The organism is Streptomyces sp. TM32 (assembly GCF_004122755.1).
GTDB lineage: Bacteria > Actinomycetota > Actinomycetes > Streptomycetales > Streptomycetaceae > Streptomyces > Streptomyces sioyaensis.
This window is the reverse complement of record NZ_SDIG01000004.1, coordinates 43,209-69,782: the sequence shown is the minus strand read 5'-3', so window position 1 is coordinate 69,782 and position 26,574 is coordinate 43,209. Positions and strand designations below refer to the sequence as shown.

21 protein-coding genes and 2 tRNA genes are annotated in these 26,574 nt (G+C 70.2%); 13 read left to right on the top strand and 10 right to left on the bottom strand.

The annotated features are described in order from the left end of the window. Nucleotides 1-93 precede the first annotated feature (93 nt). Together EST92_RS02010 and EST92_RS02005 are read right to left on the bottom strand one after the other, a co-directional pair. On the bottom strand, nt 94-1,530 hold the full coding sequence (locus tag EST92_RS02010; RefSeq protein ID WP_129279254.1) for an amino acid permease: 1,437 nt from the start codon (nt 1,528-1,530) through the stop codon (nt 94-96). Between the two features lie 289 nt (nt 1,531-1,819). Continuing rightward, nucleotides 1,820-3,136 carry an amino acid permease gene (locus tag EST92_RS02005; RefSeq protein WP_254068411.1) on the bottom strand — a complete coding sequence of 439 codons (1,317 nt, stop codon included), beginning with the start codon at nt 3,134-3,136 and terminating at the stop codon, nt 1,820-1,822. 483 nt (nt 3,137-3,619) lie between these two features. Here EST92_RS02005 and EST92_RS02000 point away from each other — a divergent pair, with 483 nt between their 5' ends. Continuing rightward, nucleotides 3,620-4,216, top strand: coding sequence for a biotin transporter BioY (locus EST92_RS02000; RefSeq protein WP_129279252.1), 597 nt, complete (start codon nt 3,620-3,622; stop codon nt 4,214-4,216). Nucleotides 4,217-4,379: 163 nt separating this feature from the next. On the opposite strand, the gene EST92_RS01995 is transcribed toward EST92_RS02000, so the two are convergent. After that, nucleotides 4,380-5,867 (bottom strand): amino acid permease, encoded by a 1,488-nt coding sequence (locus EST92_RS01995; protein ID WP_129279251.1) that lies wholly within the window; start codon nt 5,865-5,867, stop codon nt 4,380-4,382. 210 nt (nt 5,868-6,077) lie between these two features. Here EST92_RS01995 and EST92_RS01990 point away from each other — a divergent pair, with 210 nt between their 5' ends. Further along, nucleotides 6,078-6,563, top strand: a complete 486-nt coding sequence (locus tag EST92_RS01990) for a ribose-5-phosphate isomerase (RefSeq protein ID WP_129279250.1) — start codon at nt 6,078-6,080, stop codon at nt 6,561-6,563. A 71-nt stretch (nt 6,564-6,634) separates the two neighbouring features. Further along, nucleotides 6,635-7,456 (top strand): DNA-formamidopyrimidine glycosylase family protein, encoded by an 822-nt coding sequence (locus tag EST92_RS01985; RefSeq protein ID WP_129279249.1) that lies wholly within the window; start codon nt 6,635-6,637, stop codon nt 7,454-7,456. Between the two features lie 69 nt (nt 7,457-7,525). Here the strand turns inward: EST92_RS01985 and EST92_RS01980 are convergent, their stop codons facing one another. Then, nucleotides 7,526-8,755, bottom strand: a complete 1,230-nt coding sequence (locus EST92_RS01980) for a GNAT family N-acetyltransferase (RefSeq protein WP_129279248.1) — start codon at nt 8,753-8,755, stop codon at nt 7,526-7,528. Nucleotides 8,756-8,882: 127 nt separating this feature from the next. On the opposite strand from EST92_RS01980, the gene EST92_RS01975 reads away from it, so the two are divergent. Further along, on the top strand, nt 8,883-10,028 hold the full coding sequence (locus EST92_RS01975; protein WP_129279247.1) for a PP2C family protein-serine/threonine phosphatase: 1,146 nt from the start codon (nt 8,883-8,885) through the stop codon (nt 10,026-10,028). A 116-nt stretch (nt 10,029-10,144) separates the two neighbouring features. Here EST92_RS01975 and EST92_RS01970 read toward each other — a convergent pair whose 3' ends face one another. Then, entirely contained in the window at nt 10,145-11,305 is a 1,161-nt protein-coding gene (locus EST92_RS01970; RefSeq protein ID WP_129279246.1) for an acyltransferase family protein, read from the bottom strand. A 613-nt stretch (nt 11,306-11,918) separates the two neighbouring features. Between EST92_RS01970 and EST92_RS01965 the strand changes: the two genes are divergently transcribed. Next, nucleotides 11,919-12,113 carry a hypothetical protein gene (locus EST92_RS01965; RefSeq protein ID WP_093483217.1) on the top strand — a complete coding sequence of 65 codons (195 nt, stop codon included), beginning with the start codon at nt 11,919-11,921 and terminating at the stop codon, nt 12,111-12,113. Between the two features lie 43 nt (nt 12,114-12,156). Here EST92_RS01965 and EST92_RS01960 read toward each other — a convergent pair whose 3' ends face one another. Both EST92_RS01960 and EST92_RS01955 read right to left on the bottom strand, forming a co-directional pair. Continuing rightward, on the bottom strand, nt 12,157-12,537 hold the full coding sequence (locus EST92_RS01960; RefSeq protein ID WP_129279245.1) for an arsenate reductase family protein: 381 nt from the start codon (nt 12,535-12,537) through the stop codon (nt 12,157-12,159). A 113-nt stretch (nt 12,538-12,650) separates the two neighbouring features. Continuing rightward, nucleotides 12,651-12,721: transfer RNA gene (locus tag EST92_RS01955), tRNA-Gly, on the bottom strand. Between the two features lie 182 nt (nt 12,722-12,903). Here EST92_RS01955 and EST92_RS01950 point away from each other — a divergent pair. The 5 genes from EST92_RS01950 (at nt 12,904) to clpX (ending at nt 17,705) form a co-directional block, all read left to right on the top strand. Then, a tRNA-Pro gene (locus tag EST92_RS01950) sits at nt 12,904-12,980 on the top strand. A 232-nt stretch (nt 12,981-13,212) separates the two neighbouring features. After that, on the top strand, nt 13,213-14,619 hold the full coding sequence (gene tig, locus EST92_RS01945; RefSeq protein WP_161981692.1) for a trigger factor: 1,407 nt from the start codon (nt 13,213-13,215) through the stop codon (nt 14,617-14,619). A 287-nt stretch (nt 14,620-14,906) separates the two neighbouring features. Beyond that, nucleotides 14,907-15,509, top strand: coding sequence for an ATP-dependent Clp protease proteolytic subunit (locus EST92_RS01940; protein ID WP_030283915.1), 603 nt, complete (start codon nt 14,907-14,909; stop codon nt 15,507-15,509). A 65-nt stretch (nt 15,510-15,574) separates the two neighbouring features. After that, a complete protein-coding gene (locus tag EST92_RS01935; RefSeq protein ID WP_129279274.1) occupies nt 15,575-16,252 on the top strand; it encodes an ATP-dependent Clp protease proteolytic subunit in 678 nt (225 codons plus the stop codon). Nucleotides 16,253-16,421: 169 nt separating this feature from the next. Next, nucleotides 16,422-17,705, top strand: a complete 1,284-nt coding sequence (clpX, locus tag EST92_RS01930; RefSeq protein WP_129279243.1) for an ATP-dependent Clp protease ATP-binding subunit ClpX — start codon at nt 16,422-16,424, stop codon at nt 17,703-17,705. Nucleotides 17,706-17,786: 81 nt separating this feature from the next. On the opposite strand, the gene EST92_RS01925 is transcribed toward clpX, so the two are convergent. After that, the gene (locus EST92_RS01925; RefSeq protein WP_093483215.1) at nt 17,787-18,071 is read right to left on the bottom strand and encodes a hypothetical protein; all 285 of its coding nucleotides are present in this window, start codon (nt 18,069-18,071) and stop codon (nt 17,787-17,789) included. 202 nt (nt 18,072-18,273) lie between these two features. Continuing rightward, nucleotides 18,274-19,245, bottom strand: a complete 972-nt coding sequence (locus EST92_RS01920) for a hypothetical protein (protein ID WP_129279242.1) — start codon at nt 19,243-19,245, stop codon at nt 18,274-18,276. 160 nt (nt 19,246-19,405) lie between these two features. Between EST92_RS01920 and EST92_RS01915 the strand changes: the two genes are divergently transcribed. Further along, nucleotides 19,406-22,027 (top strand): valine--tRNA ligase, encoded by a 2,622-nt coding sequence (locus tag EST92_RS01915; RefSeq protein ID WP_129279241.1) that lies wholly within the window; start codon nt 19,406-19,408, stop codon nt 22,025-22,027. Here the strand turns inward: EST92_RS01915 and EST92_RS01910 are convergent. Continuing rightward, nucleotides 21,993-23,210 carry a hypothetical protein gene (locus tag EST92_RS01910; protein ID WP_129279273.1) on the bottom strand — a complete coding sequence of 406 codons (1,218 nt, stop codon included), beginning with the start codon at nt 23,208-23,210 and terminating at the stop codon, nt 21,993-21,995. The genes EST92_RS01915 and EST92_RS01910 overlap by 35 nt on opposite strands. A gap of 243 nt (nt 23,211-23,453) precedes the next feature. Between EST92_RS01910 and EST92_RS01905 the strand changes: the two genes are divergently transcribed. Both EST92_RS01905 and EST92_RS01900 read left to right on the top strand, forming a co-directional pair. Further along, a complete protein-coding gene (locus tag EST92_RS01905) occupies nt 23,454-24,902 on the top strand; it encodes a penicillin-binding transpeptidase domain-containing protein (protein WP_129279240.1) in 1,449 nt (482 codons plus the stop codon). A 157-nt stretch (nt 24,903-25,059) separates the two neighbouring features. Further along, on the top strand, nt 25,060-26,574 hold the full coding sequence (locus tag EST92_RS01900; RefSeq protein ID WP_129279239.1) for a folylpolyglutamate synthase/dihydrofolate synthase family protein: 1,515 nt from the start codon (nt 25,060-25,062) through the stop codon (nt 26,572-26,574).

The window sequence follows — 26,574 nt, the reverse complement described above, 5'->3', positions numbered from 1 at the left end:
GCGGGACCTCGGAAGGAGGTCCCGCCCCGCCTGTGGGGAATCCGGAGAGCGCTAGGTGTGTTGTCCCGGCACGTTGGTGACGGGACAACACACCTAGGGCGTGTCCGGGCCGCTGCCCAGCGACCGCTGCCGGGCCAGGCCGACGAGCGCCAGCACGATCCCGAAGCCACCGGTGAACATCAGCTGGATCCGCTGGTTCTCATCGCGCAGCATCAGCAGCAGCACGGCGGCGATACCCGCCAGCGCCACCCAGGTCAGCACCGGGAAGGCCCACATCTTCACCACGAGCTTCTCCGGCGCCTCGCGCTCCAGCGCCCGCCGCAGCCGCAGTTGGGCGGCGGCGATGAAGCCCCACACCACCAGCACGGCCGCACCGACCATGTTCAGCAGCCACTGGAAGACCGTGTCGGGCCACACGATGCTCAGCAGCACCGCGACGAAGCCGAAGGCGGCGCACATCAGCACCGCCCGGCGCGGCACCCCGCCGCTGACCTTCGACAGGAACGCCGGGCCCTGGCCGCGGGCGGTCAGCGAGAACGCCATCCGGGACGAGCCGTAGAGGTTGGCATTCATCGCGGACAGCAGGGCCACCAGGATGACCACGTTCATGATCTGGCCGGCTGCCGGGATGTCGAGGTAGTCCAGCACCGCGACGTAGGGGCCGCTCTTGGCGATCGAGGAGTCGTTCCAGGGGATGACGGTGACGATGACGGCCATCGAGCCCACGTAGAAGAGAGCGATCCGCCACATCGCGGTCCGCACCGCCCGCGCGACCCCGCGCACCGGGTCCTTGGACTCGGCGGCCGCGATGGTCACCGTCTCCAGACCGCCGTACGCGAACACCGAGGCCAGCAGGCCGACCATCAGGCCGTTCAGGCCCTTGGGGAGGAAGCCGCCGTCGCCGGTGAGGTGCGCGGTGCCCGGCGCATGGGTGCCGGGGAGCACGCCGAAGATGGCCAGCAGACCCAGGACCAGGAAGATGCCGATCGCCGCGACCTTCAGGGCGGCGAACCAGAACTCGAACTCACCGAAGTTGCTGACCGCGGCCAGGTTCGTGCCGGTGAAGATCACCATGAACAGCAGCACCCACATCCACGGCTGGCTGCCCGGGAACCACTGGACCATGACGTCCGCGGCGCCCAGCGCCTCGGCGGCCACCGCCACGCACAGCAGCGCGGTGAACATCCAGCCCACCGTGAATCCGGCCCAGGATCCGATGGAGCGCTCGGCGTGCACGGAGAAGGAGCCGGAGGCCGGATTGGCCGCGGCCATCTCCCCGAGCATCCGCATGACCAGCATGACCAGGGCGCCGGAGACGGCATAGGCCAGCACGATCGACGGGCCGGCCGCCGCGATGCCCTCGCGCGAGCCGACGAACAGGCCCGCGCCGATCACCCCGCCCAGGGCGATCATCGAGAGGTGGCGCTGCTTGAGGCCGTTGGACAGCGTGGAGCCGCTGTCGGGGCCGGCGCCCTGAACCGCGTCGGCCTGCTCGCGCGCGGCGGCGGCGGACGAGGGTGTCCGATTCATGTGGTTCCTGTCCCAGTAGGTGAGAGCGGAGCGAGGCGTTACTGCGTTCTCCCGGGGCCGCGAGCGGTGCGACGGTGCTGCCGGCCCCCGGACCCCGGTGGGGCGGCAGGTCGCATGGGCCTGCCGACAGCACGATTCCGGGGTCCTCGGCAAAGCGGGCTCAGTCTGGGGGCCGGTGTCCGCTCAGGGCAACAGTCGTGCAGCGAATGTTCGATATTCAGACGTGATCGTCACCATGGGTATCCGAACGGGCGTCAGTTACCACGCGGTGTGATCCCCGTCTCGGGCTTCAGTCGCCCGCGCGGCGCTCCCGGAGCGCGCGCAGGCCCGCGGCGAGCAGCACCGCGCCGGTCGCCCCGGCCGACCACAACAGCTGTGGACGGGCCGCGTCATCGGTCAGCATCAGCACCAGCACGGCACCCATGGCCGCCAGCGCCACCCAGGTCAGATACGGGAAGGCCCACATCCGCAGGGCCAGTTGCCCCGGTGCCTCGCGCTCGATCCGCCCCCGCAGCCGCAGTTGGGAGATGGCGATCAGTGCCCAGACGAACAACAGCACCGCGCCGACCGCGTTGAGCATGTAGAGGAAGACCGAATCCGGCCATTCCAGATTCAGCAGCACCGAGACGAAGCCGAAGGCCACCGAGGCCAGCACCGCCCGGCGCGGCACCCCTCCGCCGCTCGACACCTTCAGCAGCGCGCGCGGCGCCTCACCCCGCTCGGCCAGCGAGAACACCATCCGCGAGGAGCCGTAGAGATTGGCGTTCAGCGCGGAGAGCAGCGCCACGAACACCACGATGTTCATGATCTGGCCGGCCCCCGGCACACCGACGCGGTCCAGCACCGCCACGTACGGGCTCTTGCCCGGCTCCATCGACGACCACGGCAGCAGGGTCACGATGACCACCATCGAGCCGACGTAGAAGAACAGGATGCGCCACACCGCACTGCGCACCGCCCGGCCCACCGCCCGCGCCGGGTCGTCCGACTCGGCCGCGGCGATGGTGACGACCTCCAGGCCGCCGAAGGCGAACACCACGGCCAGGACCCCGGAGACCACCCCGCCCCAGCCGTGCGGCAGCAGCCCGCCGTGCCCGGTGAGGTTGCCCAGCCCGACCGGCTCGGCGTTCGGCAGCACCCCGAAGACCGCCAGCAGGCTCAGCACGAGGAACAGCACGATCGCGGTGACCTTCAGGGCGGCGAACCAGAACTCGAACTCTCCGAAGTTCTTCACCGCGGACAGATTGGCGGCGGTGAAGACCGTCATGAAGAGCAGCACCCAGGCCCACTGCGGCACCGCCGGCACCCAGCCGTTCGCGATCTGCGCCGCACCGGTGGCCTCCACCGCCAGCACCACGACCAGCAGGAACCAGTACAGCCAGCCGACGCTGAAACCGGCCCAGCGGCCCAGCGCCCGCTCCGCGTGGACGGAGAACGCCCCGGAGGCCGGCATCGCCGCCGACATCTCGCCGAGCATCCGCATGACCAGCATCGCCAGCGCGCCCGCGATCAGATACGACAGCACGATCCCCGGCCCGGCCACCGCGATGCCGGCCCCGGAGCCCACGAACAGACCCGCGCCGATCACCCCGCCCAGGCCCAGCATCGTCAGGTGACGCTGCTTGAGGCCCGCGGACAACGGCTCCTGCCCACCGGCGACCGCGCCGGGAGCGGCGGTACCAGGAGAGGCGACACCGGGGGAGCCGGCGCCAGGAGAACTGGCACCGGGAGAAGACTCGCCGGCGCGGGTCGGTACGTCGTGCATGGCTCGTACTCTCGCAAGGGCCGGGCGGTGATGCCGCCGGCAGGTTTGGGGGAACTCCACAGCTCGCCGCGGAGTGGACCCAGTGTCGCCGCAGGTCGCGCGCTACCACAAAACCGGCCCCGCAGCACCTTGGCGGCCGTGATGAGCATCACGTGACCTGCAAAGACGCCGCACGGCTCAACAAGGCCGGGCAGGCTGGCGGTTGATCGGAACTCTCCAAGCGGGCCGGTACGGCTTTGTCACCGCCACACGATGATCGCCGGCGGCCCGCTGAACTAACGTCGTCGCGTCCCGTCCCTTCCTTCTCACCCCCGCGAGGTCCCGATGAGCACAGCCGCCCTCACCTCCGCCGGAGAGGTCCTCGCCGACCTGCTGCCGGCCACCACCGCCTCCCGCGCCCGCGTCCGGGACGCCGCGCTGGTGCTCGGTGGCGCCGCGCTCACCGGCATCGCGGCCCAGATCGCGGTCCCCGTCCCCGGCTCCCCGGTTCCGGTCACCGGCCAGACCTTCGCGGCCCTCCTGGTCGGCGCCTCGCTCGGCACGCGCCGCGGTCTGCTGTCGCTGGCGCTGTACGCCCTGGCCGGGATGGCGGGGATGCCCTGGTTCGCCGGCGGTGCCTCCGGCGCCGGCGGAGCCACCTTCGGCTACGTCATGGGGATGCTGCTCGCCGCCGGCCTCGTCGGCGCGCTGGCCCGCCGCGGCGGCGACCGCAGCGTGCTGCGCACCGCCGCCACCATGGCCGCCGGCACCGCCGTGATCTACGCCGTCGGCGTGCCCTACCTGGCGCTGAGCACCGGGATGCCCTTCGGCCAGGCGGTCGCCGTCGGCCTGGTCCCGTTCCTGATCGGTGACGCGCTCAAGGCCGCACTGGCGATGGGCGCGCTGCCCACCGCCTGGAAGCTGTCCCCCCATTGCGGCTAAACCGCCGCCGCTTTCGCGGAGGGGGTTGCTCGCCGTGGGGGTTCCTCAATTGATGGCTGAGGTAGCCGATTGATGGCTGAGGTAGCCGATGCGAAGAGGGCGGGGGCCGCACCATTTCGGTATCCCGGTGCGGGGCCCGCCCTCTTCGTGCCGTCGTACGGCGTTACGCGCGCTCGGTCCCGACCGCGTCCTGCTTCCGCGGGCGCCGCCGCTCCAGCAGCAGCCCGACCGCCAGCACGACCACGGCCGCGATCACCGACAGCACCATCTGCTTGCGCCCGTCCGGGTCGTAGAACATGTAGCCCACCACGAACACGATCATCGCGATCGTCGCGTAGGTCAGCCACGGGTACAGCCACATCCGCACCGTCAGCCGCTCCGGGGTCTCCCGCTCGATGGTCCGGCGCATCCGCAGCTGCGAGAAGCAGATGACCAGCCATACGAACAGCGCCACCGCGCCGGACGAGTTGAGCAGGAACTGGAAGACGGTGTCCTTCGAGGTGTAGCTGAAGATCGTCGCGATGAAGCCGAAGGCGACCGACGCATAGGTGGCGACCGCCGGCACCCCGCCCTTGTTGACGGTGGCGAACGACTTCGGGGCGTCACCGCGCTCGCCGAGCGAGAACGCCATCCGGGAGGCGGTGTAGAGCCCGGAGTTCAGACAGGACAGCACGGCGGTCAGCACCACGATGTCCATCACGGTGCCCGCGTACGGGATGTCCAGCGACTCCAGCACGGCCACGTACGGGCTCTTGGCCACCGCCTTGTCGTTCCACGGCAGCAGGGTCACGATCACGCCGATCGAGCCGAGGTAGAACAGCGCGATCCGCCAGATGACGCTGTTGACGGCCTTGCGGACGGCCTGCACCGGGTTCGGCGCCTCGCTCGCCGCGAGCGTGACGATCTCGCTGCCCATGAAGGAGAAGACCACCAGCAGCATGCCGGAGAGGATCGCGCCGGGACCGTGTGGCAGGAAGCCGCCGTGCCCGGTCAGGTTCGCGACGCCGACCGGGTCGTCGCCCGGCGGCAGCCCGAATATCGCCAGCGCGCCGACCACGATGAAGACCACGATCGCGACGACCTTGATGCCGGCGAACCAGAACTCGAACTCGCCGAACGAGCCCACCGAGATCAGGTTCGTACCGGTCAGCACGATCATCACCAGCAGCGCCCAGGCCCACTGCGGGACGGCGGGGACCCAGCCGGTGAGGATCGAGGCGGCCGCGGTCGCCTCGACGGCCAGCACGACCGACCAGAAGAACCAGTACAGCCAGCCGATGGTGAAGCCGGCCCAGCGCCCCAGCGCCCGGTCGGCGTAAGCGGAGAACGAGCCGGACGTGGGGGAGGCGGCGGCCATCTCGCCCAGCATCCGCATCACCAGCACGACCAGCAGCCCGGTCAGTGCGTAGGAGAGCAGGATGCCGGGTCCCGCGGCCGCGATACCGGCGCCGGAACCGACGAACAGGCCGGCGCCGATCACCCCGCCGATGGCGATCATCGACAGGTGGCGGTTCTTGAGTCCTGCCTGCAGCCCGTCCGGCGACTGCCCCCCGGTCGATCCGCCGCTGGGATCGCCGGCAGGCGGGAACGCTGTGGTGGTGGGGGTGCCCCCTGCTCCGGTGGAGCTGGGGGGAGGGGGGTGCGCGCCCATGAGCACCGTCCTTCGTGGTTCGCGGAAGAGATCTCTGGCATTAGATCTTCGTTATCCGTTGATTGGAAGGCCTGGAGTCGGATTGTTGTGTGAAACCCTGGGCGGTTACGCGATGCGCTTGCGTACGGAAGGCGGGAGCGGTGGCCCGTGCGCCCGGGCCCGGGACGACCCCGCGACGCCTGCCCGGCCCCCTCGTGTCACACTCATCGCATGCGCGTGTACCTCGGCTCCGACCATGCAGGTTTCGACCTCAAGAACCACCTCGTCGAATGGCTCAAGGCCCATGGCCACGAGCCCGTCGACTGCGGCCCCCATCTCTACGACGCCCAGGACGACTACCCGCCGTTCTGCCTGCGCGCCGCGGAGAAGACCGCCGCCGACCCGGAGAGCCTCGGCATCGTGATCGGCGGCTCCGGCAACGGCGAGCAGATCGCCGCCAACAAGGTCAAGGGCGTACGGGCCGCGCTGGCCTGGAGCGAGGAGACCGCCAAGCTCGGCCGCGAGCACAACAACGCCAACGTGATCTCCGTCGGCGGCCGGATGCACACCGAGGAAGAGGCGACCAGGTTCATCGAGGTCTTCCTCAGCACGCCCTACTCGGGTGAGGAGCGGCACACCCGCCGCATCGAGATGCTCTCGGCCTACGAGACCACCGGCGAACTGCCCGCCATCCCCGCCCACCACCCGCAGGGCTGACCCCCGCTCGTCCCGCCGCCCGCCCGCCCCGGCCGCCGGGGCGGGCGGGCGCGCCCACTGGAGGAACACCCGTGCCCGAGGGGCATACGATCCACCGCCTCGCCCTGGACCACCGCTCCCGTTTCGAGGGCGAAGCCGTCCGGGTGAGCAGCCCGCAGGGCAAGTTCGCCGGCGGCGCCGCCCTCGTCGACGGCCAGGTCATGACCGCCGCCGAGGCGCACGGCAAACACCTCTTCCTCGGCTTCGGCCCGGATCGCTGGATCCACATCCACCTCGGCCTCTTCGGCAAGCTCGGCTTCGGCACCGCGCCCGCCCCGCCGCCCACCGACACCGTCCGGCTGCGCCTGGCCACCGCCCACCACCACGCGGACCTGCGCGGACCCACCACCTGCGCACTGATCACCGAAGCCGAGAAGCAGGCGATACACGAGCGGCTCGGCCCCGACCCGCTGCGCCCCGGCGACGACGGCACCCGCGCCTGGCAGCGGATCTCCCGCAGCCGGACGACCATCGCGGCGCTGCTGCTCGACCAGAAGATCATCGCCGGCGTCGGCAACGTCTACCGCGCCGAGGTCCTCTTCCGGCACCGGATCGACCCCTACCGCGCCGGCCGTGACCTCACCCGCGCCGAATGGGACGCCCTCTGGGACGACCTGGTGTTCCTGATGGCCGAGGGCGTCCGGCACAACCGGATCGACACCGTCCGCCCGGAGCACCTCCCCGAGGCCATGGGCCGCCCGCCCCGGGTCGACGACCACGGCGGCGAGGTCTACGTCTACCGCCGCGCCCCGCAGGGCTGCCACATCTGCGGCAGCGAGATCCGCACCGCCGGCCTCGCCGCCCGCAACCTCTTCTGGTGCCCGGGCTGCCAGCCGTCCGCCGGCGGCGGCTGACGGTCCCCGGCGGCGTCCGGCACGGCCCCGCGCCACCCCCGTACGCCGGGGGCCGGAGCCCGGACCCGCTCAGAACCCGTGCGGCAGCCAGGGCGCCACGTCCGACCCGAACGCCCTCGACGCGGGCGCCAGCGCACCGGGCCGCAGCTCCCGCACCCGGCCCGCCGCCGCCAGCGCCGTCAGCGCGAAGCCACCCAGATACGCCGAGCCCACCTCGCGTACGGACAGCGCCAGTTCGGCCTCGTCGCGGGTCCGCACACAGGACGCGCCGCTCGCGTCACCGGTCAGCCGCCAACGCCCCTCGTTCCAGGGGCAGAACGGATCCGCGACCTCCAGCACCACGTCCACCGGCGTCCGGTACGTCCGGGCCGCCAGCGCCGCGCCCACCTCCACCGGCCGGACGAACAGGGACTCCCGCAGCTCCATCGCGCAGCGCCGCATGTCCGCGACGAGCAGCGGCAGCGCATCGTCCACCGGCCGGGTGCGCACCGCCACCGACGACGTCAGATCGATCCCGAACAGGAAGCGCCACAGCGCCGCGTACACCACCGGGTCCAGCGCGTCGAGATGCCGGACGACCACCGTCCCCGCGGGCCCGCCCCGGTCCCAGGCCGGTTTGACCGCAAAGCGCGCGTAGCCCCGCACCTCGCCGTCCACCTCGGCCACCACGCACTGGAGCATCCCGGCCCCGTCCCGCTCCTCGGGCGGGTCCTGCACGGCTATCCGGTCCCAGCCCGGCAGCCGGGCGAGCATCCCGGGGCGGGACGGCACCAGTTGGGCGTAGACCCGCTCGCAGTCGGCGAGCGCGGCCGCCGGATCCACCAGCCGCAGCCGCACACCGTCCGTGCCGGGCAGCTCGGGGGCGGCCAGCCGATCCGTGTCCACGGTCAGCTGCATGTCCAGGGCCGCCGCCCCGTAGCCGAACCGGCCGTAGATCGCCGGTTCCGACGCGGTGAGCACCGCCAGCGGTTCACCGCGCTCGCGGACGTCCGCGAGCTGGTGCCGCATCATCGACCGCAGCAGCCCGCGACGGCGGTGCGTCGGCTGCACGCTGACCATCGTGACCCCGGCCGCCGGCACCCCGGACCCGCCCGGCACGGTGAGCCGGAACGAGAGCGCCCCCGCCGTGGCGACGCAGTCGTCGCCGTCCCAGATCCCGATCGAGCGCTCGATCTCGGTGGCCGCCCGCCGGAGGGACCGCCGCTCAGGGGGCGGGGGCAGCTCGCCGAACGCCAGATCCAGCTTGTCGGACCAGTCGTCCCACTCGACGTCCCGCACGCCCCGCAGTTCCGTTGCCATGCCCCATCCCTAGCAGGCCGCTCTCCGGCCGCGCGACCGGATTTCGAACGGAGTTTCCCGGCAATTGGCCGGGCCGTCGTGCGGCGAATCGACGCGCCGCCGAACGGGTGGATAGGGTCCCAGAGCAATGACAAGCGGCCAGGGCACGGACTCCCTGACGGCCCGGATGCACAAAGGTCTGCACCGGGCCCGCATCGGCGTGCGCAAGGCCGGGGTCGACTACTTCCGTGGTGAGGGCTCCGACCGGTTCGCACTGGCCGTCCTGCTCCTGGCCATACCCGCCATCGCCGCGGGCACGCTCCGGTTCCCCGAGTGGGTCGCCCCGACCGCCCTGGTCCTCCCGGTCATCGCCGGCGGACTGGTGCTGCGGCCGGCCAACCTCCTCGTGCTGTACGGCGCCTCCGCGACCGCGCTGGTCGTCGAGTCCGCGCTGTTCGGCCCGTATGACGAAGGACCGGACCGGATCACTCCGGGCACCGTGCTGGTGGTCGCCGCGGTCGGGTTCTTCGGGCTGCTGATCGCGCAGTTCCGCAGCCGGGTCGGGGTGCCCTGGCGGCGCGGCGGCACCATGCTCTTCGACCTGCGCGAGCGGATCCGCGTCCAGAGCCAACTGCCCAAGCTGCCCCAGGGCTGGCACCGCGAGATGGCGCTGCGCCCGGCCGGCGGGCAGTCCTTCTCCGGCGACTTCGTGGTGGCCTCCCGCACCCACGGCGGCAGCATCCTCGAAGTGGTGCTGACCGATGTCTCCGGCAAGGGCATGGACGCCGCCTCCCGCGCGCTGCTGCTGTCCGGCGCCTTCGGCGGCCTGCTCGGCTCGCTGCCGCCGCACGCCTTCCTGCCCGCCGCCAACGGCTACCTCCTGCGCCAGGACTGGGACGAGGGCTTCGCCACCTCCATCCATCTCGTCCTGGACCTGGAATCCGGCGACTACGAGCTGCTCTCCGCCGGGCATCTGCCGGCCCTGCAACTCAGCGCGGGCACCGGCCGCTGGGAGGAGAAGTCGGGGGAGGGGCCGCTGCTCGGCGTCTACGACGGCGCCCAGTTCGACCCGGTCAAGGGCACGCTGCGGACGGGCGATGTGCTGATGCTGTTCACCGACGGCCTGGTCGAGGCCGCCGACCGCGATATCGCCGAGGGCATCGACCGGCTGACCGGCGAGGCCGACCGCTATGTCGCCAGCGGCTTCGCCGGCGCGGCCTGGCACCTGATCGAGGCCGTCGCCAAGGACGTCAACGACGACCGGGCGCTGCTGCTGATCTGCCGGGACGCCTGAGGCGACGGCTGACCCGGGGGCACCGTCCGAGCGGCTCCTTCTTCGCCGGTCTCCCCGGGTGGGCTCACCGGCCGTCCCGGCGCTCGGGCACCGCGCCGCCGGGCCGGGGCCCGCGCTCAGGCGCTGACGCGGGCCCGCGCCGTATCGGCCGGGTCCTTGCGGAACGCCCAGGCCATCGTCGGCTCCATCGCGAAGCGGAACACCTTGCGGACCGGCGGGGTGCACAGGGCCGTCACGATGGCCCCGGCGATCAGCGTGACCGCGATCTCACCGAGCGGGGTGTGCAGCCAGGCGTAGTCGTCGAACCAGCCCCAGAAGCGCGAGCCCTTGGCCAGGAAGCCGTGCAGCAGATAGCCGTACAGCGTCCCCGCGCCCAGCACCGTGAACCACGTCCGCCGCGTCGGTACCCAGGAGAAGAAGCAGGCGGTGAGCACGATCGAGCAGCCGAACAGCGCCAGCGTCATCACCGCGCCGATCCACCAGGTGGTACCCAACTCCTGGGCGCTGTCGCGGTGGTAGAACCACGCCGAGGTCATCCGGGGCGCCGCCCAGTAAGCCATCACCAGCGCGGCTGCGAAGACGGGAATCGAGGCGATCCGCACCGCCCGCCGCTGCACCATCGCGAAGTGCTCCGCCCGCAGCGAGAGCCCCAGGACGAAGAACGGCAGGAACTGGAGCACCCGCTGGAGGTCCAGATCGTCACCGATGTCCGGTGAGACGGACGCGAGGACCGCGATGGCCACCGCGAGCGGGATCGGCCAGCGCACGATCTTCCACAGCGGGGTGGTCAGCCGCCAGATGAACAGGGCCACCAGGAACCACGTCAGGAACCACGGGTCGAGCAGGCTGACGGGCTGCCCCGGGTCGTCGTCCGCCCAGCGCTTGAAGAAGGCGTAGGCGGTCTCGAAGAGGACGTAGGGGACCGCGACCCCGGTGACCAGCCGCTGCAACCGGTCCTTGCGCATGTCGAAGCTGCGCGAGAAGTAGCCCGAAATGATGATGAAGGCCGGCATGTGGAACGTGTAGACGGTCATGTAGAACGCCTCGGCGGCCCGACTGCCGTCGGTCAGCGGCTCCCAGGAGTGCCCCATCGCCACCAGCACGATGGCCAGGTACTTCGCGTTGTCGAAGAACGGATTGCGGCTACCGGCTTTGGGGGAGGGCGGCTCGGCCGCCTCCGGTCCGCCGGACGGCCCGGCCGTCGCCTCCGTCCGGTCCGTGTCCGCCGCCCGGGCAGCGGGGAGTGCGCGTCGGGGTGTCGGGGCAGCGGAAAACATTGGAGGCACGATAGCGGCGGTCGACGAATGCGTAAAACCGCGTGCTGCCCCTTTCTTTATTTCTCCCCGGCGCCGCCGCGGATGAAGAACGGATAAACCCGCGATCACCGGGTAGGAGCTGGTCAGAGGCCGCCCGACTCGTCCCCTATCATCCCTTGAAATCCCCCCGTATCCCCCGCAAACGACTCCGCGGTAATGTCCCATCCCTTGCTCTTATGTCCGAATGCTAATAAGCCCTTGCGGCACCCGGTAAAGCAGTGACGGACGCCACGAATTTCCCTTTCCGTGGATCCGGGGGAGGGGACGAGCGGCACCGGAGAAAGATCGGAACGATGTGCCGGGGCGGCGTCGGGCCGGGAAGAATTCCCCGCCCGGCCCGGCCTCTCCTGAGGACGTCGCCCCTACGTCACCCGCTCCGCCACCCCGCGCACCGCCAGGTCGCACCCTGCGGTCCCCCAGCTGGTCACCCAGCGTCGGGAATCGGGCAAAGCGTTGGCCGATGATTCGTCACCGGTATCCAGTGGGCATGGAGTTGGTGGCACGATGGTGCAGGGGGGTGTGCGAGGCATGCTCCCGGGCCGGTGAGGCGTTCCGACCGAGGGTGTGATCAGTTGTGGCTCTTTCGCTGTCTGTGGTGCTGCTGTTGGGGATCATCCTGATCGTGTTGATCAGAGGGAAATCCATCAAGGCAGGTCCGGCGCTCGTCGCCATACTGTTCGGCTTCTTCCTCGCCTCCACGGGCATGGCGCCGTCGATCAACCGGTTCCTCAACTCCCTGGCAAACACCATCAACCACATCACCTTCTAGGTGGTCCGCAGGGCCCTCCCAGGCACCGCACGAGGGATCGGCCCTACGAGGTCTCCTCGCCTCCGGTCCGTGCCGCGGCTTCGCGTACGGCTTCCGCGCTGCGTCCCACCAGCGCCGAACCGTCGTCCGCGGTGATGATCGGCCGCTGAATCAGCCGGGGGTGCGCCGCCAGCGCCGCGATCCACCGCTCGCGCGCGGCGTCGGCGCGCTCCCACTCCCCGAGCCCCAGCTCCTTCGCCTCGGGCTCCTGGGCCCGGGTGATGTCCCAGGGCTCCAGTCCCAGCCGTTGCAGTACAGCGCGCAGCTCTTCCGCGCCCGGCGGATCCTCCAGGTACCTGCGCACGGTGTACGAGGCGCCCTCCTCGTCGAGGATCTCCACGGCGGAACGGCACTTGGAACACGCGGGATTGAGCCAGATCTCCATGGGGCCACCTTAAGGACCCCCCCCGCCTCCGGGGCGGAGGGGCGTGCGCCCGCCCGCGCCTCGCCCATGACAGCGCAAAACCCCAGGCCATCAGGCCTGGGGCCCGCATACGGAGCGGGCGACGGGAATCGAACCCGCGTAGCTAGTTTGGAAGACTAGGGCTCTACCATTGAGCTACGCCCGCGAGCGCCGACCGGTCGCAGGACCGCGGCACGCAGTGCATCCTAGCGGGTCGCGGCGGTGCGCCGCACATCCCTTCCGCGGACGGTGCGCCCGGCCGCCCGGACCCGCACCTCCACCCCGCCGGGCAACCCGATAACTGGCAGCCGTACGGCCTGCGGCCATGTACCCTACGTGTCGCACCGACGGGGTGTGGCGCAGCTTGGTAGCGCGTCCGCTTTGGGAGCGGAAGGTCGTCGGTTCGAATCCGGCCACCCCGACCAGCAGCAGGTCGGCCCGACGGTTCACGTCGGGCACCGCTGCGGCCCACCGGAGCGAGTCGCAAGATCGGCGGCCGTTCAAGATCGCATTGTGGGCGTCATCCTCCTTGCGGTTACTATGCAAACTGCGTGCCCGTGTGTCTGTGTACCGGGCGCGATCGGCCGGACCCGGATCAGCCGGGCGCAGGCAGATCTCACGCAGGACCCCAGAAGTCAGCCCCAAGGAGACCGAACCGTGAAGAGCGCCGTGGAGACCCTGAACCCGACTCGGGTTCGGCTCACTGTCGAGGTGCCCTTCGAGGAGCTCAAGCCCAGCCTCGACGCGGCGTACAAGAAGATCAACCAGCAGGTCACGGTGAAGGGCTTCCGCCAGGGCAAGATCCCGGCCCGCGTCATCGACCAGCGGTTCGGCCGCGGCGCCGTGCTGGAGGAGGCCGTCAACGACGCGCTCCCGAAGTTCTACACCGAGGCGGTCAACGAGGGTGAGCTGAACGTCCTCGGCCAGCCCGAGGTCGACATCACCGAGCTGAAGGACGGCGAGCTGCTGGCCTTCACCGCCGAGGTCGACATCCGTCCCGCCCTGGAGATCCCGGACTACTCCGGCATCGAGGTCGAGGTCGACGCCGTCGAGGTGTCGGACGAGGACATCGACAAGTCCGTCGAGCAGCTGCGGGAGCGCTTCGCGACGACCAGCCCGGTCGAGCGCGGCGCCCAGGACGGCGACGTCCTGACGCTCAACCTCGAAGCCAAGGTGGACGGCGAGGTCCTGGAGGACGGCGTCGCCCAGGGCGTCACCTACACCGTCGGCTCCGGTGAGCTCCTCGACGGCATCGACGAGGCCGTCACCGGCGTCGAGGCCGGCGGCACCGCCACCTTCACCTCCGAGCTCAAGGGCGGCTCCGCCGAGGGCAAGGAGTCCGAGGTCACGGTCGAGGTCACCGAGGTCAAGTCCCGGGAACTGCCCGCGCTGGACGACGACTTCGCGCAGCTGGCCAGCGAGTTCGACACCCTTGAGGAGCTGCGCGCGGACAGCCGCAAGCGCCTTGAGCAGATGAAGAAGTACGACCAGGCCACCCAGGCTCAGGAGAAGGTCCTGGACGAGCTGCTCAAGCTCGTCGAGGTGCCGATGCCCGAGAAGCTGCTCGAGGACGAGATCCAGACCCGCAAGCACAACCTGGTCAACCACCAGCTCGGCCAGATGGGCCTCGACCTCGCGAAGTACCTGGAGATCCAGGGCAAGAGCGAGGAGGAGTTCGACGCCGAGACCAAGGAGCAGGCCGAGAAGGGCATCAAGACCCAGTTCATCCTCGACGAGCTGGTCAACAAGGAGAAGCTGAACGTCAGCCAGGAGGAGCTCACCGAGCACCTCATGCGCCGCGCGCAGTCCTCCGGCATGTCCCCCGACCAGTTCGCGCAGGCCGTCGTCGAGGGCGGCCAGGTGCCGATGCTCGTCGGTGAGGTCGCCCGCGGCAAGGCCCTCGCGGTCGTCGTCGAGGCCGCCACGGTCAAGGACAGCAACGGCGAGGTCATCGACCTCGACGACGAGGACGAGACCGCCGAGACGGTCGAGGCCGCCGACGCACCGAAGGCCGAGGCCGCCGACGCCGCCGAGACCGAGGGCGACGAGAAGTCCGAGGCCTGAGCCTGCGGCGCCGGCGCGCCGACCGGCTGTGACGGGCCCGAACACGCACGTCCGCGTGTTCGGGCCCGTATGTCGTCACCCGCCGGTGAGCCTGCGCTCACAGCGAACAGTTATCGATGCGGGATGGCGTTGTCCGACCTGCGCGTTAGGGTCCGTAGATACGAGGGCAGGGGAGTCCCTGAAACCGCGCCGGGCCCACACACGGCGCCGATCCCCGCGCCCCAGAAGACGACGCTGAGACGGCCTGAGCCGTCCGACAACGAGCAGGTGGACACGTGACGATCCCGATGCCTTCCGCCGCCGCTGAGCCGACCTTCGGTGGCCTCGGCGACCAGGTCTACAACCGGCTGCTCGGCGAGCGGATCATCTTCCTCGGCCAGCCGGTCGACGACGACATCGCCAACAAGATCACCGCGCAGCTGCTTCTCCTCGCCGCGGACCCGGACAAGGACATCTTCCTCTACATCAACTCCCCGGGCGGCTCGATCTCGGCCGGCTTGGCGATCTACGACACCATGCAGTACATCAAGAACGACGTGGTGACGATCGCGATGGGCCTCGCCGCCTCCATGGGACAGTTCCTGCTGAGCGCCGGCACCCCGGGCAAGCGCTTCGCGCTGCCGAACGCCGAGATCCTCATCCACCAGCCCTCCGCGGGCCTGGCGGGTTCCGCGTCGGACATCAAGATCCACGCCGAGCGGCTGCTGCACACCAAGAAGCGTATGGCGGAGCTCACGGCCTTCCACACCGGCCAGACCGTCGAGCGGATCACCCAGGACTCGGACCGCGACCGCTGGTTCTCCGCCGATGAGGCCAAGGAGTACGGCCTGATCGACGATGTGATGACCTCCGCCGCCGGCGTTCCGGGCGGGGGCGGCACCGGGGCCTGAGCCCCGTACCACTCGCCCCACAGCCCCCAGCCCACTTGATCGCCACCAGGACGGTGAACACCACGATGAACAACTTCCCCGGCAGCGGCCTCCAGCAGGGCGCGGAGTCCGAGTTTTCCGGCGCGCGCGCCGAATCCCGCTACATCGTCCCGCGCTTCGTCGAGCGCACCTCGCAGGGCGTGCGCGAGTACGACCCGTACGCGAAGCTGTTCGAGGAGCGCGTGATCTTCCTCGGCGTGCAGATCGACGACGCCTCGGCCAATGACGTCATGGCGCAGCTGCTGTGCCTGGAGTCGATGGACCCGGACCGGGACATCTCCATCTACATCAACAGCCCCGGTGGTTCGTTCACGGCCCTCACGGCCATCTACGACACGATGCAGTTCGTGAAGCCGGACATCCAGACGGTCTGCATGGGCCAGGCGGCCTCCGCCGCGGCCGTGCTGCTCGCCGCCGGCACGCCCGGCAAGCGGATGGCGCTGCCGAACGCCCGGGTGCTGATCCACCAGCCCTACAGCGAGACCGGCCGTGGCCAGGTCTCCGACCTGGAGATCGCCGCCAACGAGATCCTGCGGATGCGCTCGCAGCTGGAGGACCTCCTGGCCAAGCACTCCTCCACGCCGGTGGAGAAGATCCGTGATGATATCGAGCGTGACAAGATTCTGACCGCAGAGGAATCCCTGGCGTACGGTCTGGTCGACCAGATCGTCTCGACCCGGAAGTCCTCCGTGTCGATCGGCTGACGATCTTCGCAAAGTGAGCCGGAGCGTTGCCCCCTTGGACCGGGTCGGGATCGAGTGAACCGAGTCGGTCCAAGGGGGGCCCGTACGGGGGGCCCGGCAAGGTACCGTCGATAGGCAAGCACCCGGGTCCGTGGAGCAATGCGGATCCCAGGCGAAGGGGAAGCACCTCGTGGCACGCATCGGTGACGGCGGCGACCTGCTCAAGTGCTCATTCTGCGGAAAGAGTCAGAAGCAGGTGAAGAAGCTCATCGCGGGACCTGGTGTGTACATCTGCGACGAGTGCATCGACCTCTGCAACGAAATCATCGAGGAGGAGCTCGCCGAGACCTCCGAGGTGCGGTGGGAGGAGCTCCCCAAGCCGCGGGAGATCTACGAGTTCCTCAACGGCTATGTCGTCGGCCAGGAGCCCGCCAAGAAGGCGCTGTCGGTCGCCGTCTACAACCACTACAAGCGGGTGCAGGCGGGCGAGAACGGCCCCGGCCGCGGCGACGAGGGCATCGAGCTGGCCAAGTCCAACATCCTGCTGCTCGGCCCCACCGGCTCCGGCAAGACCCTGCTCGCGCAGACCCTCGCCCGGATGCTCAACGTCCCCTTCGCGTTCGCCGACGCCACGGCGCTCACCGAGGCCGGCTATGTCGGTGAGGACGTCGAGAACATCCTCCTCAAGCTGATCCAGGCCGCGGACTTCGACATCAAGAAGGCCGAGACCGGCATCATCTACATCGACGAGATCGACAAGGTCGCCCGGAAGAGCGAAAACCCGTCGATCACCCGCGACGTCTCCGGTGAGGGCGTCCAGCAGGCCCTGCTGAAGATCCTGGAGGGCACCACCGCCTCGGTCCCGCCCCAGGGCGGCCGCAAGCACCCCCACCAGGAATTCATCCAGATCGACACCACCAACGTGCTGTTCATCGTGGGCGGTGCCTTCGCCGGTCTGGAGAAGATCATCGAGGCCCGGTCGGGCGCCAAGGGCATCGGCTTCGGCGCCACGATCCGCTCCAAGCGCGAGATCGAGTCCAAGGACCAGCTCCAGGACGTCATGCCGGAGGACCTGGTGAAGTTCGGGATGATCCCGGAGTTCATCGGCCGCCTCCCCGTCCTCACCTCGGTTCACAACCTCGACCGCGAGGCCCTGCTGCAGATCCTGGTCGAGCCGCGCAACGCGCTCGTCAAGCAGTACAAGCGCCTCTTCGAACTCGACGGTGTCGAGCTGGACTTCGACCGCCCGGCCCTGGAGGCCATCGCCGACCAGGCCATCCTGCGCGGCACCGGCGCCCGCGGTCTGCGCGCCATCATGGAAGAGGTCCTCCAGGCGGTGATGTACGAGATCCCGTCCCGCAAGGACGTGGCCCGCGTCGTCATCACCGAGGACGTCGTCCACTCGAACGTGAACCCGACCCTGGTCCCGCGCAACCGCGGCGAGTCGGGGGAGCCGCAGGAGAAGAGCGCCTGAGGCGCGGCCGTAGCCGCTCACCGATACCGAACCGCCCGGCAGCGGGAACGCTGCCGGGCGGTGGTGTGTCTGCTGCGGCGGTCAGGACTGCGCGCGGTTGCAGGCTTCCTCGGCGTGCGACGCCTTGACGCCGAGACGCTCCAAAGGCTGCATGCAAGGCAGGGGCGGGATCGCGCCCCCGATGCCGGTCGCCCAGTCCTCGCAGATCGTGAGCACCTTCTTCCCCACGATGTAGCCCTTGCTGCTCAAGTAGGCCGTGCAGTCCGCGGTGCTGGCCTGGGCCGGAGCGGTGACGACGAGCGGGAGTGCGGCTCCCGCCATCAGCACTCCGGTTGCTGCCGCTATGCGACGGATGGACTTGCGCATGGCAACTCTCCCCCTGAAGTGAAAAAATCTTGGTCGGTCGAGGGGCAAGTTACCAGCGGGGCAGGCCCGTTCGTGGCGCCCGTGAGGCTGTGGCCAGTCTCTGCCGGCGCTTTCGATGCGGTGCCGTGGGGCACGCAGAAGGCGCTCGGCGAGGGTTCCTCGTCGAGCGCCTCGGTGCCTCGATGGGCCGCGTGGGCCGGGGCTACTTCTCCTTGCGGACCTCGTTGCGGACCTTCGCCGTCATGTCCGACAACTGCTCGGCGGTGGGCGCCTTCGCGCTCTCCCCACCGGGCGACGGGGTGGGAATCACGGAGACCGTGCCGATCGCGCTGTTGTCGCCCCAGATGCACATGGAGAAGTTCAGCGACACGTTCATGCCGCCCTGGGCGGCCGAGAGCTTCTGCTCCTTGCACTTCATGACCGCGCCGTCGAAGTCACTCGGTGAGTAGTCGGTCGGCCCGGAGACCGTCTCGATCTTGAGGCCCTGGTTTCCCGAGTTCTTCTTCTGGTCCTCTTCCAGCTTGGCGAACGCCTGGTCCACGGCCGACTCGGGATCGGCGACCTTGCCGTAGACACCCCCCACATTGAGCTGGAGCTTGCCGACGTTGGCGTACTTGCCGCTGACGGCCTTGCTCTCCGTGATCCCCATCGCCTTGGCGTCCTTGTCGTTCGAGACGTCCTTGACGACACCGGCGGGGGAACCGAGGGCCTTGCTGTACTCCCCGTTCAGCAGCTTGTTCGGGAGGGAGATTGTGTAAGGGGCCACGTCGCCGCCCGAGCCGAAGACGAAGTACGCGCCGATGCCGATGGCCGCGACGACCGCGACCGCGCCGGCGATCAGGCCGATCTTCTTGCCGTTGCCGCCGGACTCCGGGGCGCCCTGCGGGATCATGCCGTAGGGGGTCTGCTGGCCGCCGTACGGGGCCTGCTGGCCGTAGCCGGGCTGGGCGGGCTGCTGGGGGTAGCCGTAACCCTGCTGCGGGGCCTGCGGGGCCTGCGGGGCCTGCGGGGCCTGCGGGGGGTAGCCGTAACCCTGCTGTCCGGGCACCTGGCCGCCCTGCTGCGGGTAGCCGTAGCCCGGCTGCGGGGCCGGCGGCTGCTGCGGCTGGCCGTACGGGCCCGGCTGCGGGGGCTGCTGGCCGTACGGGCCGGGAGGCGGCTGGTTGAAGCTCATGGAGCGGTTCCCCTCGTGACAACTGAAGACAGTTGAGTGCTGCGTGTGAAGTTCTGATGTTTATGCGCTGCCGACATCCTGTACGACGCCGCCGACAGCCGTGGCGCCGGGGGCGAAACCGATTCGAAGCCGCGACATCCGCGCCCGTACACTGTCCGTCGTGACCGAGAACACTCAGCAGAGCAACCACAGCGCCCCCGAACTGCCGACTCAGTACACGCCGGCCGAGGTAGAGGGGCCGCTGTACGAGCGCTGGGTAGAGCGGGGCTACTTCGAGGCGGACGAGAAGAGCGACAAGCCGCCGTACACCATCGTCATTCCGCCGCCGAACGTCACCGGCTCCCTGCACCTGGGGCACGCCTTCGAGCACACGCTGATCGACGCGCTCACCCGCCGCAAGCGCATGCAGGGCTACGAGACGCTCTGGCAGCCGGGCATGGACCACGCCGGTATCGCCACCCAGAACGTCGTCGAGCGCGAACTCGCCAAGGAGGGCGTCTCGCGGCACGACCTGGGTCGTGAGGCGTTCGTCGAGCGGGTCTGGCAGTGGAAGAGCGAGTCCGGCGGCCAGATCTCCGGGCAGATGCGCCGGCTCGGCGACGGCGTCGCCTGGTCGCGGGAGCGCTTCACCATGGACGAGGGCCTGACCAAGGCCGTCCAGACGATCTTCAAGCGGCTCTACGACGACGAGCTGATCTACCGCGCCGAGCGCATCATCAACTGGTGCCCGCGCTGTCTGACCGCGATCTCGGACATCGAGGTCGAGTACCAGGACGACGACGGCGAGCTCGTCTCCATCCGGTACGGCGAGGGCGACAACTCCATCGTGGTGGCGACGACCCGCGCCGAGACGATGCTCGGCGACACCGCGGTCGCGGTCCACCCGCAGGACGAGCGCTACGCCCATCTCGTCGGCACCGAGATCGAGTTGCCGCTGACCGGCCGCCGGATCCCGGTCGTCGCCGACGAGCACGTCGACCCGGAGTTCGGCACCGGCGCGGTCAAGGTCACCCCGGCCCACGACCCCAACGACTTCGAGATCGGCCGCCGGCACGACCTGCCCAACCTCGCCGTCCTCGACGAGCGCGGCGTCATCACGGCACACGGCCCCTTCCAGGGCCTGGACCGCTTCGAGGCCCGTTCCGCGATCGTCGGTGCGCTGCGCGCCGACGGCCGGATCGTCGCCGAGAAGCGCCCGTACACCCACTCCGTCGGGCACTGCTCGCGCTGCAAGACCACCATCGAGCCGCGGCTGTCGATGCAGTGGTGGGTCAAGGTCGGCCCGCTGGCGAAGGCCGCGGGGGACGCGGTCCGCGACGGCAAGGTCGCGATCCACCCCAAGGAGATGGAGTCCCGCTACTTCGGCTGGGTCGACAACCTCCACGACTGGTGCATCTCACGGCAGTTGTGGTGGGGCCACCGGATCCCCGTCTGGTACGGCCCGAACGGTGAGGTCGTCTGCGTCGGCCCGGACGACGAGGCACCCACCGGCGAGGGCTGGACCCAGGACACCGACGTCCTGGACACCTGGTTCTCGTCCGGCCTGTGGCCGTTCTCCACCCTCGGCTGGCCCGAACAGACCCCGAGCGTCGAGAAGTTCTATCCGAACTCCGTCCTGGTCACCGGCTACGACATCCTCTTCTTCTGGGTCGCCCGGATGATGATGTTCGGGCTGTACGCGATGGACGGCACCCCGCCGTTCCACACCATCGCGCTGCACGGCATGGTCCGTGACCAGTTCGGCAAGAAGATGTCCAAGTCCTTCGGGAACGCGGTCAATCCGCTGGACTGGATGGATGCCTACGGCTCGGACGCCGTCCGGTTCACGCTGGCGCGCGGGGCGAACCCGGGCGTCGACGTCCCGATCGGCGAGGACTGGGTCCAGGGCTCGCGCAACTTCGCCAACAAGATCTGGAACGCCACCCGCTTCGCGCTGATGAACGGGGCGACGGTCGAGGGCGAACTCCCGCCCGCCGAGCAGCTGTCGGCGACCGACCGGTGGATCCTCTCCCGGCTGAACTCGGTCGTCGCCGAGGTCGACGCGTACTACGACGACTACCAGTTCGCGAAGCTGTCGGACACCCTCTTCCACTTCGCGTGGGACGAGGTCTTCGACTGGTACGTCGAGCTGTCCAAGACCACGTTCCAGGCGGGCGGACCGGCCGCCGAGGTCTCGCGCCGGGTGCTGGGCGAGGTGCTGGACGTCACGCTGCGGCTGCTGCACCCGATCGTGCCGTTCGTCACCGAGACCCTGTGGACGACGCTGACCGGCCGGGAGTCGGTCGTCATCGCCGACTGGCCGAAGGACTCCGGCTTCCGGGACGCGGCTGCCGAGCGGGAGATCGAGACGGTGCAGCAGGTCGTCACCGAGGTCCGGCGCTTCCGCTCCGACCAGGGGCTGCAGCCCGGCCAGAAGGTCCCGGCGCGGCTGGACCTGTCCGGTACGGCGCTGGCGGCGCACGAGGCCGCGATGCGCTCGCTGCTGCGGCTGCAGCCGGCGGGTGACGGCTTCAGCGCGACCGCCTCGCTGCCGGTCGCGGGCGCCACGGTGGCCCTGGATCTCTCCGGAGCCATCGACGTCGAGGCGGAGCGCAAGCGGCTGACGAAGGACCTGGCGGCGGCGGAGAAGGAGAAGGCACAGGCCACCGGCAAGCTCGGCAACGAGGCGTTCCTTGCCAAGGCCCCGGAGAAGGTCGTGGAGAAGATCCGCGGCCGGCTGGAGGCCGCGGAGGCGGACATCGTCCGGATCACGGCGCAGCTGGCGGCCCTGCCCACGGCGTAGCCGCCGGGTCCGTGGGCGGCCCGGGAGCCGAGCCGCCCTCCTGGGGACCGCGCTGCGCAGGCCCCTCGTCCGTACGGGCGGGGGGCCTGCGCCGTCGCCGGCCCCGCCGCCCGCGTTCCCGTACCGGCCAGAGCAGGACGTACGCCGTCGAGACGGCCACGAACGCCAGCCGGAGCAGGCCGCGGGCGGCGTCGTCGGGCACCGCGAAGACGCTGCCGTAGAGGACGAGCAGGCCCAGCCAGCTCCACCAGGGCACCAGCCGGCGCTGGCCGATGACGTCCCAGAGCAGGGTGCCGAGCAGCACGGACGCCGTGTAGTACGTGTAGACGCTCGGGTCGAGGACGATCCGGGCATTGGCCCCCAGCAGCACCACCGCCGCCCAGCGGCCGCGCCAGACGGCGAGGGCGCCCAGCACGAGCCCCAGGGCGGCCTGGGCGGGGCGGTCCCAGCCGGGGGTCTTCGGGTCGCCGACGCCCAGCCAGCGCAGGGCGGACGCCGGCTGGTTGGGGATGGCGAACTGCGCCGCGGCGAAGGAGTGCGAGTCGCCCAGGAAGAACGGCAGCCAGGCGACGGCCACCAGGCCCGCGCACCACAGGCCGGCCCGCAGCCACTTCTCCCGCGGCAGGGCGAGCAGCAGCGGGAGGAAGGCGAGGGCGGTGGGCTTGGAATCCATCGCCAGGGCCAGGCAGACGCCGGTGAGGGCGGCGTCGCCGCGGGTGACGGCGCGGACCGCGAGGGCGGTGAAGAACAGCGCGAGGACGTCGTCGAGATGCCCGAAGCGGACCGCGACCTCGATCCACATGGGGATGAAGGCCAGTCCGGCGATCAGCACGCGCTGGCGCAGCCGCTGGTGGTTGGTGCCGGTGCCCAGGAAGTGGTGCGCGGCGCTGCGGCCGGCCAGCACCAGGATGACCAGGCCGAGCAGCGACATCAGGGCCGCGGCGAGAAACTGCCCGATGACCTCGGGGAACGGGTTGAACAGGCCGGCCGTCAGAAAACTGAGCGGACCCATCTGGAGCTCGGGGTGGTGCGCGTAGAGATTGAGCCCGCCGGTGCCGTGGCCGGAGGGGTCCTGGTAGATCAGTTGGCCGCCGGCGCGCAGATAGTGCCAGGAGAATCCGCCGTGCGGTTCCACGAGGACGAACCACAGCACGGTCCAGGCGGTGAGCAGGATCAAATGCATCCGCTGACTGATTGCCGGCACTCCTCTTCAGCTCCTGCCTTCCCGGTCGGCCGCCGTATTGATCATCCGGGGCTGCCCACAACCCGCCGTGGAAGAGGGGGAAACGCGACGGAACGTTGACCCGTCGGGCGCGCGACGGCCGTTCTCATCGGGCTCTCATGAAGCCGAGGCACGGTGTACCGGAATGCCGGAATACCGACGTTCCGGCCGCATCGCACGTCCCGTACGGAGGAGCCGCGCCCCATGAACAAACCCCTGCGACGGGCCGCGGTCTTCTGTCTGGCGCTGATCCTCGCGCTGATGGGCTGGGCCACCTGGATTCAGGGCGCGAAGGCCAGCGACTACAAGGAGGACCCGCACAATCCGCGGGTGGCGATCGGCAAGTACTCCGCGCCGCTGGGCAACATCCTCGTCGGCGGGGAGCCGGTCACCGGCTCCGCCGCCACGTCCTCGACGCTCAAGTACAAGCGGACCTACAAGGACGGCCCGCTGTATGCGCCGGTGACCGGGTTCAGCTCGCAGATCTACGGCAGCAACCAACTGGAGAGCCTCTACGGCGACCTCCTCGACGGCTCCGACAGCCGGCTGCAGAGCCCTGCCGACGCGCTGACCCGCGACCGGGCCAAGGGCGGCGACGTGGCCACCACCATCGATCCGAAGGTGCAGCAGGCCGGCTACCGGGCGCTGGGCGGCAAGAAGGGCGCGGCCGTCGCCATGGACCCGGCCACCGGGCGGATCCTCGGCATGGTCAGCACGCCGTCGTACGACCCCGGGAAGTTCTCCGGGTCGTCGGCCGCCGACCAGAAGGCGTGGCAGCAGATGTCCGCCGACCCGGACGACCCCCAGGTCAACCGGGCGCTGCGGCAGCCGCTGCCGCCGGGCTCCACCTTCAAGCTGGTGGTCGCCGCGGCCGCGCTGGAGAACGGCCTGTACTCCTCGGTGGACGAGCCCACCGACAGCCCCGACCCGTACACCCTCCCGCACACCCGCACCAAGCTCCCCAACGAGAACGCCTCCGCGCCCTGCAAGAACGCGAACATCCGCACCGCGCTCCAGTACTCCTGCAACACCGTCTTCGCGAAGATGGCCGTCGACCTGGGCAAGGACAAGGTCAAGGCGCAGGCCGAGAAGCTCGGCTTCAACGACGGCAAGGTCGACACCCCGGTACGGGCCGCCAAGAGCGTCTACCCCGGTGACATGGACGAGGCGCAGACCGCGCTGTCCGGGATCGGCCAGTTCGACGACCAGGCCACCCCGCTCCAGATGGCGATGGTCACCGCGGCCATCCAGAACGGCGGCGACCTGAAGACCCCGCAGCTGGTCGACAAGCTGACCGACGGCGGCGGCAACACCGTCCAGGAGAACGGGCCGAAGACGTACCGCAAGGCCATGTCGGGGCGTACCGCCGAGCAGCTGCGGTCGGCGATGCAGACGGTCGTGGACAAGGGCACGGCGTCCGGCGCGAAGATCGACGGACGGACCGTCGGCGCCAAGACCGGTACCGCCCAGCACGGCGTCGACAACAGTGGTACGCCCTACGCCTGGTTCGTCTCGTACGCCGAGGACGGTAAGGGGCACCAGGTGGCGGTGGCCGTGATGGTCGAGGACGGGCACGCCGCCCGCAACGAGGTCTCCGGCAACGGTCTGGCGGCCCCGATCGCGCGGGCCATGATGAAGGCGGCGCTGCCGTAGGGCCTGTCCGGTGGATCGGGGTCCGGCCGGGGGCGGCGCCGGCGTACGCCCGCGGTCCGGGTCCGGGCCGCGCCGCCCGGCACCGGGGGTAACTGCTCGGTATCGGCACAGGCAGCACAGCGCACCGCTGTCAGAGGGGCCTCGTAGACTGGTCGGCGTGAGCGAGCGCCCCGAAAACGACGACCCCGACCCGAACGACGCCTTCGACGAACTGGTCGAGGCGGAGACCGACCGTGACCCCGACCTCGCGGTGATCGAGGCCGGCAGCCGGACCTTGCGTGCCCAGGCCGGGCCGCCGCAGGGGGACGGGATCCCGGCCCGGCCGGCCGACCCCGAGGTCGACCGTGCGCTGCGCGCCGTCGAGGAGGAGCTGGCCGGCCGCTGGGGCGAGACCAAGCTCGACCCCTCGGTGCAGCGCATCGCGGCGCTGCTGGACATCCTCGGTTCGCCCCAGCGGGCGTACCCGTCCATCCACATCACCGGCACCAACGGCAAGACCAGCACCGCCCGGATGATCGAGGCCCTGCTGTCCGCCTTCGATCTGCGCACCGGCCGCTACACCAGCCCGCACGTCCAGTCGATCACCGAGCGGATCAGCCTGGACGCCGCGCCGATCTCCGCCGAGCGCTTCATCGAGACCTACCGCGACATCGCCCCGTATGTGGAGATGGTCGACGGCCAGCAGGAGTACCGCCTGTCGTTCTTCGAGGTGCTGACGGCGATGGCGTACGCCGCCTTCGCGGACACCCCCGTGGACATCGCGGTCGTCGAGGTCGGCATGGGCGGCACCTGGGACGCGACCAACGTGATCGACGGCGATGTCGCCGTCATCACCCCGATCGCGCTGGACCACACCGACCGCCTGGGGGAAACGCCCGAGCAGATCGCCGGCGAGAAGTCCGGGATCATCAAGAAGGACGCCACGGTCGTGCTGGCCCAGCAGCCGGTGGACGCGGCGTCGGTGATGCTCAAGCGCGCGGTCGAGGTGGACGCCACGGTCGCCCGGGAGGGCATGGAGTTCGGGGTCACCTCCCGTGAGGTCGCGGTCGGCGGCCAGATGCTGACCCTGCGCGGGCTGGGCGGCGAGTATCCGGAGATCTTCCTTCCGCTGTACGGCGCCCACCAGGCGCACAACGCCGCGGTGGCGCTCGCCGCGGTCGAGGCGTTCTTCGGCGTCGGGTCGGAACACGCCCGCACCCTCGACATCGACACCATCCGCTCCGCGTTCGCCGCCGTGACCTCGCCGGGCCGGATGGAGGTCGTGCGGCGCAGCCCCACGGTCGTGCTGGACGCGGCGCACAATCCGGCCGGTGCGCGGGCGGCCGCCGAGGCGGTCACCGAGGCCTTCGGGTTCAGCCGGCTGGTGGGCGTCGTCGGTGCCAGTTCGGACAAGGACGTACGGGGCTTCCTGGAGGCGTTCGAGCCGATCTTCGCCGAGATCGTGGTGACGCGTAATTCCAGCCAACGTGCGATGGATCCGGACGAGCTGGCGGCCGTGGCGGTCGAGGTCTTCGGCGCCGAGCGGGTCCAGGTCGAGCCGCGGCTCGACGACGCGCTGGAGGCGGCGATCACCCTCGCCGAGGAGGAGGGCGAGTTCTCCGGCGCGGGTGTGCTGGTGACCGGCTCGGTGATCACGGTCGGCGAGGCCCGGCTGCTGATGGGAAGGGGCTGA